At 49.7% G+C, this 15,609-nt stretch carries 8 protein-coding genes; 5 read left to right on the top strand and 3 right to left on the bottom strand.

Annotation, left to right across the window (positions count from 1 at the left end; genetic code table 11):
* A partial coding sequence (locus GX117_11500) for a Gfo/Idh/MocA family oxidoreductase (protein ID NLO33956.1) occupies nucleotides 1-481 on the bottom strand: 481 nt, incomplete at its 3' end.
* A gap of 298 nt (nucleotides 482-779) precedes the next feature.
* Here GX117_11500 and GX117_11495 point away from each other — a divergent pair.
* The 3 genes from GX117_11495 to tilS all read left to right on the top strand — a co-directional run bounded on the left by GX117_11495 (nucleotide 780) and on the right by tilS (nucleotide 8,214).
* On the top strand, nucleotides 780-3,575 hold the full coding sequence (locus GX117_11495) for a hypothetical protein (GenBank protein NLO33955.1): 2,796 nt from the start codon (nucleotides 780-782) through the stop codon (nucleotides 3,573-3,575).
* Nucleotides 3,576-3,809: 234 nt separating this feature from the next.
* Complete coding sequence (locus GX117_11490) at nucleotides 3,810-6,695, top strand: insulinase family protein (GenBank protein ID NLO33954.1); 2,886 nt, start codon at nucleotides 3,810-3,812, stop codon at nucleotides 6,693-6,695.
* A 79-nt stretch (nucleotides 6,696-6,774) separates the two neighbouring features.
* Nucleotides 6,775-8,214 carry a tRNA lysidine(34) synthetase TilS gene (gene tilS / locus GX117_11485; protein ID NLO33953.1) on the top strand — a complete coding sequence of 480 codons (1,440 nt, stop codon included), beginning with the start codon at nucleotides 6,775-6,777 and terminating at the stop codon, nucleotides 8,212-8,214.
* Nucleotides 8,215-8,218: 4 nt separating this feature from the next.
* On the opposite strand, the gene GX117_11480 is transcribed toward tilS, so the two are convergent.
* Together GX117_11480 and GX117_11475 are read right to left on the bottom strand one after the other, a co-directional pair.
* Entirely contained in the window at nucleotides 8,219-8,932 is a 714-nt protein-coding gene (locus tag GX117_11480) for an acyltransferase (GenBank protein ID NLO33952.1), read from the bottom strand.
* Between the two features lie 171 nt (nucleotides 8,933-9,103).
* The gene (locus GX117_11475; protein NLO33951.1) at nucleotides 9,104-10,162 is read right to left on the bottom strand and encodes an SGNH/GDSL hydrolase family protein; all 1,059 of its coding nucleotides are present in this window, start codon (nucleotides 10,160-10,162) and stop codon (nucleotides 9,104-9,106) included.
* 2,000 nt (nucleotides 10,163-12,162) lie between these two features.
* Here GX117_11475 and GX117_11470 point away from each other — a divergent pair.
* Together GX117_11470 and GX117_11465 are read left to right on the top strand one after the other, a co-directional pair.
* Nucleotides 12,163-12,222: a hypothetical protein gene (locus tag GX117_11470; protein NLO33950.1), complete on the top strand. Its 60-nt coding sequence runs from the start codon at nucleotides 12,163-12,165 to the stop codon at nucleotides 12,220-12,222.
* Nucleotides 12,223-13,076: 854 nt separating this feature from the next.
* On the top strand, nucleotides 13,077-15,539 hold the full coding sequence (locus GX117_11465) for a hypothetical protein (protein NLO33949.1): 2,463 nt from the start codon (nucleotides 13,077-13,079) through the stop codon (nucleotides 15,537-15,539).
* Nucleotides 15,540-15,609: the final 70 nt, after the last annotated feature.

Raw genomic sequence — 15,609 nt, 5'->3', positions numbered from 1 at the left:
TTTCCCGTTCGCGCTGAATGGACGGCGCATAAACCCAGTTTTCTGCGTAAAAGATTTGACCCTTACTGTTTCGTTCCGCCTCCAACATGCGTTCTACACTCGCCAACCCCTGGTTGAGGGCGTCCTCTTTCGGAAAATGATCGCCGTGGAAATCGTCGGTGTCATCGCCTAAATAACCGGTGAAGGGCTTTTCCAAAATCACGGAGATATCCCGTTTCAGCGCGGCAATGGTAACTTCCTCATGTCCTGCAACCAACACGCAGCAATGGATAAGTTCCACTTTGTCGAGGAGGGCATCCAAGGTCTCGAAATGGGTAATGCCTCGCTCTTGTGCATAGACGGCAGCCTGTTCTTGATCCAGTGCGTAGACGCCGCGCAGATCTACATGCACGCCGTGTACACGGCGCAGCGCTTCGTAATGAAATCGTGCGGAAAAGCCTGCGCCAACAATACCCGATCTGACTGTTTTTTTATTGAACATGGTGTTGATCCCGTGGGCTATAGTTATTTTTCGTGAAAACTCTTGTACGTCGCGTATCCCTTTTAACGAAATAATAGAGACTCAAAAAGCAATGTACAGCAAGGAATACGCTCGATTCAATTGTAGGTCATTGTACACTGTTTTTCCGCTTTTGTTTCTTTAACAGTGCTGAGGTTTGATACACTTCTCCCGATGCTGCTGCACAAAGTAGTTTTCAGCGTCTCAATTCCCGAATTGTTTTTGATTTTTCTCTCTCTTTGTAACCGAACTTTATCTCACAAATTGAAAGCGATTTGCCATGACCAACTATAAAATTCATGTTATTTCAAATACCCATTGGGACCGTGAATGGTTGTTTAATTTTCAAGAGACGCGGATGCAGCTCGTTGAGTTTTTAGACGGTCTCGTGGAGACCATGGAACAACATCCCGATTACCGTTCTTTCGTCTTAGATTCCCAGTCCGTACCTATTGAAGATTATCTGGAAGTGCGCCCGGAGATGCGCGAAGGCATCGAAAATCTGGTGAAATCCAAGCGCCTTCTTATCGGTCCGTGGTACACCTGTCCGGAAGGGTTCGAGGTCAACGGCGAATCATTGATCCGGAATTTATTGGTCGGCCATCGTGTGGCGCGGTCCTACGGGCACGTGATGAAAGTGGGCCATACGCCTTTTTCTTACGGTCAAAACTCGCAAATGCCGCAAATCTATTCCGGATTCGGCATCAAAACCATGCTCTTTTATCATGGTGTAAGTCAGGACCAGGTTCCCAATGAATGGATTTTTGAAGGGGCAGACGGAACACGCATCTTAGGTTCTCAAATGAGCAGCGGTGCTCGTTACAACTACTACCACGGTGTTTACCGACCCGCTGTAACAGGTAAGACCATCAGCGAACGCGAATATACATGGAAAGAAGGGGGGCTGCCCTTTCATCGTGCCACATCTGAGCAGGCATTGTCTCATTATGCCTTGCTTGAACCGGTTCTTAAATTGGATCGTGAACGGCTGCGCAGGTCGTTGTTGGCGCTGCGTGACGCTGAAATTAAAGTGGTCACTACCCGTCATCTTGCCTTTATGATGGGACATGACAGCAGCATTGCAGATCCTATCGAAATGGAAATGATTGAGGCGGCCAAGGAGCTTCTCGACGGACAAGAAATAGTACATGGCCACTACGAAGAAATGATAGACGCCATTTATAAGGAAGTGCCTTGGGATAAGCTGGTTGTGCTGCGCGGTGAGCGCCGTGTACCCAAGCCCATGCCCATTATACTGCATCTCTACAGCGATGTGCTCTCGAGCCGTACACGCATGAAATACCGCAGTTCACTGGCGGAATATCTGTTGCAGACACGGGTGGAGCCTTTCGGCGTCGTTGCCGCGTTAAATGGCGCTGCCCATCCAGGCGTGCTGCTTGATCTGGCTTGGAAGACCATGTTGCGTTGTCATGCTCATGACAGCATTTCCGGCAGCGGCGTTGATGCCATCGAAGAAGATGTTATGAATCGCTTGCGTCAGGTTCTCGATATCGGCCAGGGACTGTATACAAGGAGTCTTGCCCATATACAGAGACAAGTTGACACCTCTCATCTGGCTGATGACGCCATAGTATTGACGACATACAATCCGCGACCAAGGAAAGGCCGTGAGGTGGTGGAAGGCGTAGTAGACTTGCCTTGGGAAGGACCGCGTCCGCGCTCACAGTTCTGTATCCGTGATGTTGTCACCAATGAAATCATCCCCATGCAGTGCGCGGCACGAAAACCGCAATGGGTAATTGTTAACCATGCCGCAGACGCCACCGCCATGATGCAGACAGAACGATTCAAGATTTATTTTGAAGCGGAATCGGTTCCCGGTCTGGGCTATGCGTCCTATTATGTGGATCGTGACGGCAGCTTCACAACGGGAAGCTTGGTGACCGGTTTCAATACAATGGAGAATGAGTGGCTCCGCGCCGTTATTCGTAACGACGGCACCATTTCACTGACTGATAAAGAACGGGGCACCGTTTATGATGACCTCCATTATTTTGTCGATGACGGCGAGGCGGGACATGCCTGGATGCACCTGCGCCCTGCGCAAGATGCTGCTATTGATAGTCGAGGCTTCCCGGTTCGGATCGCCTTGGTCGAAGATGGTCCGCTTTTAGCGCGGTACCAAATAGATTATGAAATGCGTGTTCCAAGTGGTTTGAATGAAAACGGGGGAGACCCGTGGCAGCGCCTTGATGGCGTGGGCAATCAGGCTTCCCGCGGTTCCATCGAAAAGCCCATGATCATCAGCTCTGTGGTTACCTTGAAAAAAGGTGCCCGTTCACTGGAAGTAACCACCCATTTTACGAATGAGGCGGAATGCCATCGGCTGCGCCTTGTGTTGCCTACGCGACGCCAAGGCACAAGCTGTCACGCGGAAAGTGCCTTTGACGTAGTCGTGCGGGAAACCGTCTTCGACGAAGACAGCGTCTGGCATGGCGCCAAGGGCGTTACTTTCCCCATGCAGCGTTTCGTCGATGTGAGTGATGGCGACAGTGGATTGGCGTTTATATCTGCCGGCTTGCGTGAATATGAGGTAACAGACGACGCGGAACGTTCTATTGCCGTGACCCTGCTCCGCGCCTATGAGGTGCAATTGACTACGGTGAGCCATCGCTGGGAAGAGCAGCCGCAAATGAAGCTTGCTCAGTCGCCGGGATACCACGAGTTTTCTTATCGCATTTATCCGCACGGCGGTACATTCGAGGAAGGCGGTGTTTTATTGGAGGCGGAAGGTCATGTGACTCCCTTTGAATTGGTTCAAGCCGGAGTATCCCGTGGCAGTCTGCCGCCCCGACACGGCTATCTGGATATTCAACCGGAGGCGGTTCAGATGGCTGCCTTCAAGCGTTCCGACGCCGACGACGGATGGATTCTGAGGCTATTTAATCCTACAGACAAATCTGTGGATGCCTGTATCACGCTTCCCTCCAGCTTTGTCCGTGCGCAACAGGTGAGTTTGGAAGAAATAGCTGGCGCGGAAGTGATCATTAGAGAGGGACTGCTTCGATTGGAGATTCCTGCGAAAAAAATTGTTACGCTCCATTTGGCAGAATAAGCTCGCTTTCAGCAGCGTCAAAACATAGGTTTTCAGGCTCTGAGGATTCGGCAAAATCACGCTCTCTTTTATCACGGGCTCTCGTAGCGTAAAATAGAGGGATTGTTTTTGGTTGATGGTGATGAAAAGACATCCGTAAATCGCAGGGCGTGAAACCGTTGATGCTTTGAAAGGATAGGTGTGATGATTCAATTTTTGGGTTTGAGAAAATATTTTAAGAAGGGGGTATTCATTTTGACTCTAACGACTTTGTGCGCAAACCTTGCCGTTGCAGAAACCGGATTCCGTAAACTGGGCAGCCTTTCGCCCGACGATCCATTGCAGGTACAGCGTTTTGAATTGGACAATGGTTTGCAAGTCTATCTCACGGTAAACCGTGATGAACCGCGTTTCTATGCTGAAATTGCTGTGCGCGCAGGCAGTAAGAACGATCCGCCTGAAGCCACAGGTTTGGCCCATTATATGGAGCACTTGCTTTTTAAAGGCTCGCAGCGCTTGGGCACCGTGGATTATGAAAAAGAAAAGAGTCATTTGCAGCGCATAGAAGAGCTGTACGAGGAGCACTTCAACGCAAAGGATGAAGAAGAGCGCCGCCGCATCTACGATGAGATTACCCGTGAGTCTACTGCTGCCGCTGCCTTTGCTGTCCCCAACGAATTAGATCAACTCTACCGCACCATGGGCGGGAAAGATATCAACGCCCACACATGGCATGAAGAGGTGGTTTATAAAGTGAATTTGCCCATGAATTGTCTGGAACAGTGGGCGGCTCTGGAATCAGACCGTTTCAGAGACCCTGTGTTTAGGCTCTTCCAAACGGAACTGGAAACCGTTTATGAGGAGATGAATCGTGCCCTCGATAATAAGATGCGTTTAATTCAGAATGCAGTAAACGCGCAGCTTTTTAAAGTGCATCCCTATGGACAGCAACCTACATTAGGTTTGGTTGAGCATTTGAAAAAACCGTCCATTAAGCGCTTAAACAACTTTTTTGAGACGTGGTACACGCCCAAGAACATGGCCATATTTATTTCAGGTGATATTGATGTGGGCGGCACCATGGAAACGATCGTGAAGTATTTTGGAGACTGGCAGCCCCATCCTTTGCCTGAAAAAGTTACGTGGAACGAAGCACCGCTCACAGAACGAGAAGAAGTGCGGGTTCAATACGAAGCGGAGCCTTTTGTGTTTCTCGCCTTCAGAACGGTTCCCAGTTTAGATGAAGATGTCGAAGCCTTGGTGGCATTCGATATGATTTTAGATAATGCTGTGGCGGGATTGATCAATTTGAACCTGAACCAAAAACAGCGCGTGCGCTTGGCTGGCTCATTTCCCATGTTCATGAACGATTACGGCGTTCAATATTTTTATGCCATTCCTAAAGACGGTCAGCCTCTCGAGGAGGTGGAAGCGCTGCTTTTAGAGCAGATCAATCTCGTCAAGGAAGGCGCCTTCGAAGATTGGATCATCCCCGCCATTATTAATGATTATAAAAAACGGGAAAAGGTCTCCTTCGAATCGAACACCTCTCGTGTTGAATTGATGCGCCGTTCGTGGATCGCCTTTACCGAATGGGAGTATGCTTACAAAAGCATTGAACGTCTGGAAAAAGTGACCCGTGAAGATGTTGTGCGCGTGGCAAAGAAGTATTTTGATAGCGGTTATATTGCAGGATTTCGCGAGGATAAGCCGCACACGCCTCCAAAAGTCGATAAACCGCCGCTGCCTGATTTTTCCATTGACTCCAAGCGTCGTTCCAAGTTTGCCGAAGAAATTTTAAGTCTGCCTTTGGAACCGATTACCCCTGTATTTTTGAAAGAAGGCGAAAATTATCAACACGTTGTTGATCCTTCCGGATTGGAATTGTATTATGCCGCCAATCCGCTAAGTGATGTCTTTAATCTCAGCATTATTGTTGATTACGGGACCGATCAAGACCCGCGTATGTCCATAGCCAGCCGTTTGATGGAGCGAATCGGCACAACGGAAATGGATTCCTCTGCGCTGCAGAACGCATGGTACAAATTGGGTACCGGTTTTTCCGTGACCGCGTCAAAAAGCCAATTTACCATTCTCTTGATTGGATTGGATAAGTCATTGGGAAGTTCATTGCGCTTGCTCAGTGAGATGGTTGAAAATCCGAGCGTCGACTCAGAGACCTTGGAAGAATTAAAGCAGATTATTTTGGTGCAGCGGGAAGATGCCAAAAAAGATCCGGATACCTTGTCTGCAGCAGTGGTAAATTATGCGCGCTACGGGGATGAATCGCCTTGGCTGAATATGATTCCTGCCGAGGAGGTGCGGGCGCTTACGGCGCAGGAATTGCATGATGCAATCCGCAGCGCCTTGAAGAGCCGCCATTCCTTGCTCTACAGCGGCACACTGGCACCGGAAGAAGTGTTGACTCAATACAAGGAGATTTTTATTCATCAAGAAAGCTTAGATGAACCTGTCCCGTACAAGAGTCTTGCCGTTCATAAACCGGAGGAGAATGAAATTTATTTTCTGGAACGGCCCATGACACAGACTCATGTTACTATCGAGTTTGGCGATGTGCCCTTTGATCCGGAGCTTAATGCAGCAATCAAATTGTATAACAATTATTTTTCCGGGAGCATGTCCGGTATCGTCTTTCAAGAACTGCGCGAAGTGCGCGCCCTTGCTTACATTGTTGGCGCAAACTATCGTCAGGGAGATCGGGTTAGCGATACCAATATTCTTACCGGTATTATTCAGACCCAGGCCGATAAAACCATAGAAGCAGTGACTGCCTTCGTGGATTTACTCGACAATTTACCCCAATCTGATGAACGCTATAAGGCGGTGAAAGAAGCAGCGCTTAATAATTTGCGTTCGGGAAGGATCAGTTTCCGAGCCATACCGCTGCTCGTCTTGGCATTGAGATACCGCGGTTTGGATTACGATCCCAGAGAAAAGGAGTATGCCACGATTATGGCGGCAGAGACAGATGATCTGTTATTTCAATTTCACAGAGAACATATTCAAGGAAAGAAAAAAATGATTTCCATTATCGGGGAAGCGGAGCGCGGCGATTTCGATGCCCTTAAAGAAATCGCGCCTGTGAAAGAAGTGACGGTAAAAGATATCTTTGTCGACTGATGCCCTTGTTTTATTTACATGCGTGTTCAACCACCTAGAGACTTAAACTTGCCAACGCAGAAACCACACAGGTGCCTTTGTGAGTGCAGCAAATCCATGTGCTGACCACCCCTTGCTACAGCGGGTGCGGCAGACCATCGAGAGCTATCATCTATTGCAGCCCGGGGAAACTGTTCTGGCCGCTGTCTCCGGCGGGGTAGATTCCATGGTGCTTTTGCAGGTACTGCAGCGATTGGGTTATCCCGTCGAAGTCGCTCATTTCGATCATCAGACCCGAGACGGAGCAAGCGGCTTGGATGCGGCATTTTTGCGAGAACACTGCAAAGTACAGGGGATTCCTTTCCATTGCCGCAGCGAGGCGGTTGAATCGAAGGCTGCGGCGGAAGGGCTGTCTTTTGAATATTTCGCCCGTGAACGCAGATACGCCTTTTTCGTAAAGACCGCAAAAGAACAGCAGATCAACGTAATTGCTACAGGACATCAGCAGGACGATCAGGCGGAAACCACACTGATGGGACTGCTCGGTCTTGCGAGTCATATTGGTCCGGGTGGATTGCCGCCCCTCAGCGCGCGCGAATCATGCCGTATCATTCGCCCTTTATTTTCGTGTCCCCGAGAAATGGTGATAGCGTGGGCAGAGCAAGAAAAGCTTTCATGGAGGGAAGATCTCAGCAATAGAGAGTCTATTTATCTCCGCAATAAGATCCGACTGGAAATGATGCCCTTGTTAAAGGAATATGTGCCTGATATGGTGGCGCGTCTCGCACAGGCGGGCGCCTATTATCGCAGTTGCAGTTCTTTTTTAGATCAACAGGCAAGTGCCTTCTTGAAAACGGTCATGAAAGAGGAGGGGATACACCGCCCCGTCCAAATTATAGATCGTAACCGCTTTTTAAAAGAACCGGAGATCCTGCGTTTGCATAGCCTTAAACTCATGGCGTACAGGCACGGTGTTACCATCAGCTTTGCCCATGGGCTGCGCGGCGATGCCTTTATAAAAGACGCAGCACCGGGCAAGTATTTTGATTTGGGAGAAGGCTTGCGTCTTTATAGGGCGCGCGACGGTGTGCATGTCGTTGCGCCTAGGGATCGACGTGAAGATTGCCCCGACAGGCCGGTTCTTTTAAATGTGCCCGGTATAACGGGATTCAACACCTTTTCCGTTGAAGCACAGGTTCTTGAAACCCGCGCGCTGTCTCCTGCGCATATCCGTGCAAAGGCTTCCGCGTCACTGCAATTCTTTGATTTTGACGCCTTGACGGCACCCTTGACGCTTCGCTCACGACGGCCCGGAGATCACATGATTCCTTTTGGCCAGGGGCGGCCCAAAAAAGTGAAGCGTCTCTTGATCGATTCGGGTATTCCTGAATATGAGCGCGACCTGTTACCGCTCTTCGTCGCAGGCGATGAAATTTTATGGATTGTCGGATCTCGGCGCAGTGCCCACGCTCCTGTGAGCGGCGAAACCCTAAAGGTTTTGCAATTGGAATGCCGCTATGAGCTGCGAGCAGAGGATTAGGGGATTAGTCTTCTTTTTCAGCCGGCCCATCCGTCTCAAAAAGCAGGCGCAGCTGATCCCGTTCTTCCGCCGCACGATTGATCCCCTGCAGCGCAAGCTCTGCGACCTCATCCAATTCTTCTTGGAAGCCATGGCGATTTTTGCGCACACCAAAACGGTCTAAAAGATCGCCATAACGGGCTTTCATAGATTCCGGAATGCCGTTAACACGGTGGGCAACACGCCGCGCCGGATTCCCCGCCCAAATCTCCATGGGACCAATATCTTTCGTCACCACGCTATGTTGGGCAACGACAGCGCCATCTCCGATAGCAACACCGGGGCAAATATAGCACGTGCTTCCGATCAAACAGGATTCACCGATAACGATGGGATCCGAGATGTAGGGGGTCAGCCTCCAGTGATCTGAGGTGCCGAGTACGGAATGATTCGTGTCCCGTATCACACAGAATTCTGCGATACCTGTAAACCTGCCGATTTTTATGACAGTTCGTGCTTCAAAAAAACAGTTGTAACTGATACCGCTGTAGGTATCGAGTATAATTTTTCCTTCTTTGCTGGTACGAAGGATTACGTTATTTCTAATTCTACAGAAGTCGCCCAGTTCTACATGGCCATCCACTTCAAGTTGTGATCCCTTGAGATTGCATTTTTTTCCAATGGAAGCAAATTTGCGTGAATTAACCAATTGGCGCCATTTTTTTGCTAAACTGCCCATGAATCATGATCTCCCATAGCTGCGTTCAATCGACAGAATCCGTATCTTATCATAATAAGGAAGGGATTCTCGCTCTTAGATCGAAATCTAAAGCCGCCGTCTCTCCGGTATCACGTCCGTAGACAGCGTGAATTGTTACTGTCGCCAGCGGTCTCCGAATGGCGGCATGCTTCAAGCTTCACCACCACATTTTTCTTGGAGCGCCCTTTCCAAGTGTGCAGCGCACAGGCCGTGTCCCGTACCCGTCCAATGGAATTGATCGGCGGCGAATACGGTCTCATCTCTTTGCGCCGCTTCATTGATTGCCTCTGCGATTCCTTCAACTTGTGCTATCTCAAGGTTGGCGCAGATTGCGTTGAAAGCGCTAAAGTAGGGTTCTATACAATCCACGGTAAAGACGAGAAGGGGGGTGTCGCCGCAACGCTCCTTCACCATCCTCAGCAGACGCTCCGTAGTCTGCACACTTTCTTCAAAGAGGGGGAAGGAGCGCCCTTTCTCTTCCACAAGATTCTCGATCGTGTTGTCTCTTGACGGCAGCCCATGCCGGTTATCGATACGGTAGGCGAGAGAGCGGAGTAGTCGAGACGGAATCCATGAAAGGGCGGCAGACAAAGATCCATGGCCGGGATTTTTATAAATGATCTTCCCATTGTCCGATAAATAAGGTTGATCCACATGACACTGTCCCTTGGCGCTCAGCCGTGTCAATTCAAAAGAATTGTTAATAAAGTCGTTATGACAAAATTGCAGCACCACGAGATCCGGTGCGATCTGTTCCAGCCATTCATCCAGTATCAGGTATTCTTGAAGGGTACTGAAACCTTGCGCGCCGTAGGCAAAGGCGTCAAGCCCTAAGCTTTCCGACACAAGCGCATAATAGCTTTCTGATTGGTCTGCGTCTTCCGCGAAGGTATAAGAATCTCCGATGAAGAAGACGCGGCAGCCCGCACGATTAGGCCCGCCGAATTGTCGAAAGCCATTGTCATCCGTTGCTATAGTCACTTCATGGAGCCTGCCTACGCTGTCCAAACGCTCTTGCGTGCTGCGATAATTGCGCCGTCCTTGCCAGCCTAATTGTGGGTGCGGCTCAACGATAGGGCTCAGTTCCACGGGATAATAGGCATCTTTAATGCGGAACACAAGTTCCGCCGGCAATACTACAAGAGCAACAGAAAAGAGGATGAGGAATATGGGGGTGCTCAGGATTAAAAATCGTCGAGGCCGTTGCATAATTCGTTGACATGTCCTTGCAAAAGTCTATTCGTCAGCACACTGTTTTAGGTTATTCTAGCAAATACCGGTAGGCTTAGGAGCATCATTGAAAGAACACCAAGAGCATTCGGGGAGAGGGGCGTATTAAGGATAGCAAGCCTATTTTTTTTATACTTTGACTATGAATTCAAGCTATACTTTTTGGATGGTGGTAAAGCTTAGGCGAAAGTATAGTATATATCCTTTAGAACCTTTAAGAAGGGAAGAAATCTCATGAGCGCTGTGATACGGGTGATTTTATTAACACTGACACTGCAGGCTATCGTAGGGGCGGAAGAAACGTGGAAAGTGGTGACGGGCAAGATACATGAGGGTGATTTGGCGGTTCACGTCGCTTTATCTGACTTGCGTGAAATTGGCGCTACTTTTGATCTCGTTTTTGAAGGTGTTCCGGATACAAAAGGGATTCCCGAGGGTAATTGCATTCTCTTGGGCAGCGCCGCCAACAATAAAGCGACGCAGATGTTGGCAGAAGGAGGGCTGCAGCTGCCGCAAGCTCCGGAGAATCCTGAAGGATACGCGATTCATACAGTGGAACGTCATGACGCACGCCTTCTCATCGTTGCAGGCGCATCGGTGGCGGCCGATGTTTACGGACTCTATTGGATTCTTGACCGTTTGCGCGTGAATCATTTCATCCCGCATATCAATACCCGTCGCGAACCTATTGTAAGCGTGCGGGCAGGCTTGCCCCGCGGCCGTTTCACTCCCAAAGAACATTCTGAAGCGCTCATGCGTACGGCGTTGCGCTATACCTTCAATTGGTTTTCCGGCAGCAACGCGTTAGATCTCATCCCTTGGCCGGCGGAACCTGAAATGACCGAAAACGCGGCACATCGTGAGGAGGAACGCGAATTGATTCGCTATGCCCATGACCTGCACATGAAGTATTACGTCGTCAGCCACGATTTAACCTGCCATCCCGTCCTATTGGAAAAGTTTAATGCATCCCTCAATCCCTGTGACCCCACGTTCCGGGAAGTGGTCCAAGAAAAATATCGCCTCCTCTTTCAAGGGCTCCCTGAATTGGATGCGGTTCATATTCTGACCGACGATATCACCGGATTTTGGGATCCTTATGTGCCCTTCGAATTTGCTCGGGACGTAGCTGAATGTGAATGGTCGTACGTCAAACGTTTTCATGAATGGGTCGCTGCTGTATACGAGGTGGTCGTGGAGGAGTGCGACAAAGTCTATTTCCAACGAACGTGGGGCTTGCGCGAATATGAAGTCCATTGTCAACCAGACGTATTCCGCGCCATTTTTACCGATGACATTCCAACAAGCGATAAGTTTTTTCTCATACCGAAAATTACACGGGCGGACCGCTGGTGGTTTCAACCGTATAATGCCACCTTCAATCAAAGCCCTCATAACACCATAGTACATTTTGAAAGAATGAACTGCTATGAAGATCCAGCCTCCTATCTGTTTCCCACATTTTCTGGAGATTATTATCAAAGCGGACTGCAATACGTGACGGATCCCATCGACAATAATGTGCGCGGTATGACAGCAGTAAGCGGAAGCAGCTGGGACGATTGGGGCACGGAAGCCGCCTATAGCTATGTCATATTTCGCCTCATGTGGGAGCGTGACGTGAACATGGAGGAAGTTGCCCGTGATTTTTGCGCGATCCATTTTGGCGCTGAGGCGGCAGAGATCCTGGCTGCCGCCTATCTGCGTTCGGCCGGCGCCTATAAATACGGTATTCATGTCGAGCCCATTTCCTATGGACAATTTAATTCTGCCCTTACAACGCGGGAAAATGTTTTTGTGGCGGAGGGCTTGCCCGCCATCGACAATGGGAAAGGGCACTTAGACTTTCTCCGCACCCTCTATCGGCGCTGTAAACCTTGGAAAATGGAAACGCTGCAGTCTTTGGAGCAGGGCTTGGACGGGGCACGCTTTATTCGTGAACGGGTCGAGGAGGCAGGGCCTTTGATGCAAGACAAAGAATTGGCAGCCGCGCTGTCAAATCGCGCCGCCATGACTTTCGGACTCATCCATACGAATAAACTGTATATGGAAACCATGTTCGCATTTTTTGATTACTGGGATAGCGGCTGTGAAAAAGACCGCCACACACTCGAAGAAGTGCTCACTGCTTTCGACTTGGCATGTAATGCCTTTGCGTCAACGCCAAACTTCAGCTATCAATTGGACGGCGTGAATATATTGCGACAGAATGGACATCGTCTTTTGGAAGATCGTGAGGAAGCCAAGCGCCGCCAAGAGACAACACCAAGCGAAAAGGACTTGGGAGGAATCATCGCGCAGCTTCAGCACCGTTATGAAGAGGTCTTGCAAGAGCGTGCCGCAGAACTTATCCAACTCGGATCTTTTGAGATCATGATTGATGGTCAGGATATGCTCGAGATAAAGGGCGATAGCTTTAAACTCATCCCCATAAAATGGGACGCCGGTTCCATGCATCGAGCGGAGCTGACCTCGCCTTTACCAAAACAACAGGGCACGGTCATTCCCAAAGATTTGGAATCACGGGCCATGCATCCTTTTGTCTTGGAACAGCCTGCCCCGCACAACGATTTTACCGTCCGTATCTATTTGAATGATTTGCCCGGCGGACAGGCGCTTATGAAATTCGATTTGTATTTCCTTCCCGATTCGCCGGAGCAGCTCGGTTTGGATGTGCCTTGGGGAGGCGATCATTTTTGAGGCTTCCTGACAGCGGCTGCAATGGTGGCCGTGTCATTTTATACTGGATGGAATGAACTGAAAGCGCAACCTGGCCCTTGTTATGTCCTTCGCTGCAAGGCTTTCATTTCAGCCTTGAATCGGCGCTCATGTATACTCCCTGTAAAGCAGCATTGCCTGCGTCTTCAAATTACGTCATTAGGAAAGGAATGTTATGCGCATTGTTGGATTCAGTTGTCTGATGATTTTGTTTGTGGTCTTCTCTGCCGGCGCCGTGGAATCTTGGAAAGTGGTCACCACCGACGTGCATGAGGGCGAATTGGCTGTAGAGGTGGCTATCGATGATTTGCGTGAAGCCGGCGTCGGTTTCGATCTCGCCATTGATCGGGTCAGCCATACACAGGGTATCCCCTCAGGTAATTGCATCATTTTAGGCGCATCACCTGCCAATCCCATTACCCAGTTGTTGAAGAGCGAAGGATTTGAAGTGCCTGCCCTTCCCGATAATCCGGAAGGTTGTGCCATCGCAACGCTGCAGCGTGAAGATGCCCGTATCATCGTGATTGCCGGGGCATCGATACAGGCCGATGTATATGGTTTATATTGGATTTATGACCGGCTCCGGGTTAATCGTTTCATACCCGAGATCAACACCCTACGGGAGCCTATTGTGGAGATACGATTGGGCGGCGCATGGGGTCGAAATTCCTACGGAGGCAGCTCTGAAGAACAATTGCGCAGTGCGCTGCGTTACGGATTTAATTGGGTGGCGGGGCCTAATATGCTTGATTTAATTCCGTGGGATGCCGATCCGGAAAGAGAGGAGAACGAGAAGCATCGTGAACGGGCACGGAAACTCATCGAATATGCTCATGCCCTGCACATTAAATTTTATGCCTTCAGCAATGAATTCACCGTGCATCCTTCCCTTTTAGAAGCGGTCAATGCTACCTTAGATCCTTGCGATCCCGCCTTTTGGGAAGCCGTCAAGGAAAAGTATCGGCTTTTGTTCCAAGGGCTTCCTGAATTGGATGGTATCAGTGTGTGCAACGATGATATCTCCGGATTTTGGGATCGTTATGTACCCTTCGATCTGACCCGCGAAGCGCCGGAATGTGATTGGCCCTACACGAAACGTTTTCATGCCTTCGTCAAAGCCACCCATGATGTAGTCGTGAAAGAATGCAACAAAACCTATTTCCATTTTACGTGGGGTCTTCGTGAACATGAGATCCATTGTCAGCCGGAAGTCTTTCGCGCCATTTTTACCGACGACATTCCTACCGACGATATCTATCTTATGCCAAAAATAACCCGTGGCGACCGCTGGTGGTTCCAACCGTATAACGCGACCTTTAATCAAACGCCCCATAACACGGTAGTCCTTTTTGAAACCATGAATTGTTATGAGGGTAGGCCGTCTCATATTTTCCCCACCTTTTCCGGAGACTATTTCCAAAGAGGTTTGCAAACCTTTATGGAGCCCGACAATAGCAACGTGCGCGGCATGGGCTCCCTCGCAGGAGGGCACAAGGATGACTGGGGCACCACAGGCGCTTATGCCTATGTGCTCTATCGTCTCATGTGGGATCGCGATGTATCCATGGATGAGGTGACTCGGGATTTCTGTGCCATTCACTTCGGCGAGGAAGCTGCCGATATTATGGCTTCCGCCTACCGGCTCACCGCAGGCGCGTACAAATACGGGCTTCATGTCGAACCCATTTCTTACGGTTCCTTCAACTCCTTTACCAATATGCGCGTAAATATTTTTACCGTTGAGGGATACCCCGCTATTGATAACGGCGAGGGTCATTTAAACTTTTTACGGCGTATGTATCTGCGCTGTGATCCTTGGCGCAAAGAAACCTTGCGTTCCATGGAACAGGGACTGGACGCTGCACGGGAAATTCGTGAACGGGTCGAAGAGGCAGGTCCGCTCATTGAAGATAAGGAATTGGCTGCTGCCGTGTCGAACCGTGCCGCCATGACATTCGGATTGATCAATACCAACCTCCACTATATGGACACAGTCTTTGCCTTTTTCGATTATTGGGATGAGGGTAACGAGAAAAACCGTGATGCCTTGGAAGAATCTTTGAATGTCTTTGACCTTGCGCGCAACGCTTTCGCCGCTACACCCAATTTCGGGTATCAATTGGACGGTGTCGATGTGCTCCGTGATAACGCTCATCGTCTCCTCGACGATCGGGAAGAGGCGATGCGCAGACAAGAAACGACGCCTGACGAAAAGGGACTGGAACGCATTATTGCAGAACAGCAGCAACGCTATGAAGAGATCTTGAAAGAGCGAAGCGATGATCTCCTAAAGCTTGGCCTTTTCGAAGTTTTGGTCGATGGACAGGATATGCTCGAAGTGAAGGGTGACGGCTATAAACTGATACCCATAAAATGGGACGCCGGACATGCCTATGTGGCAGAGATAACTGCGGCACTGCCTGAAGAATCGGGCACCGTCATTCTTAAGAATATTGAGTCTCGGCCCATGCATCCCTTTGTATTGGAGCAGCCTTCGCCCGAAAATGAATATACCGTTCGCATCTATCTCAATGACTTGCCCGGCGGCCAGGACTGGATGAAATTCGAATTGTATTATCTCTCGGACTCGCCGAAGAGCCTGGGCATCGAAGTGCCTTGGGGCGGCGACCGTTTTTAAAAGTCTATGAGCATGGCTGTATTGAAAGAACTGCCGCCTGCAATGAATGGCGGAATAAGGCGCTTCAATG

The sequence above is a fragment of the Candidatus Hydrogenedentota bacterium genome (assembly GCA_012523015.1).
In the GTDB taxonomy this organism is placed as follows: domain Bacteria; phylum Hydrogenedentota; class Hydrogenedentia; order Hydrogenedentales; family CAITNO01; genus JAAYBJ01.
This window is presented reverse-complemented; position numbering and strand designations above follow the sequence as displayed.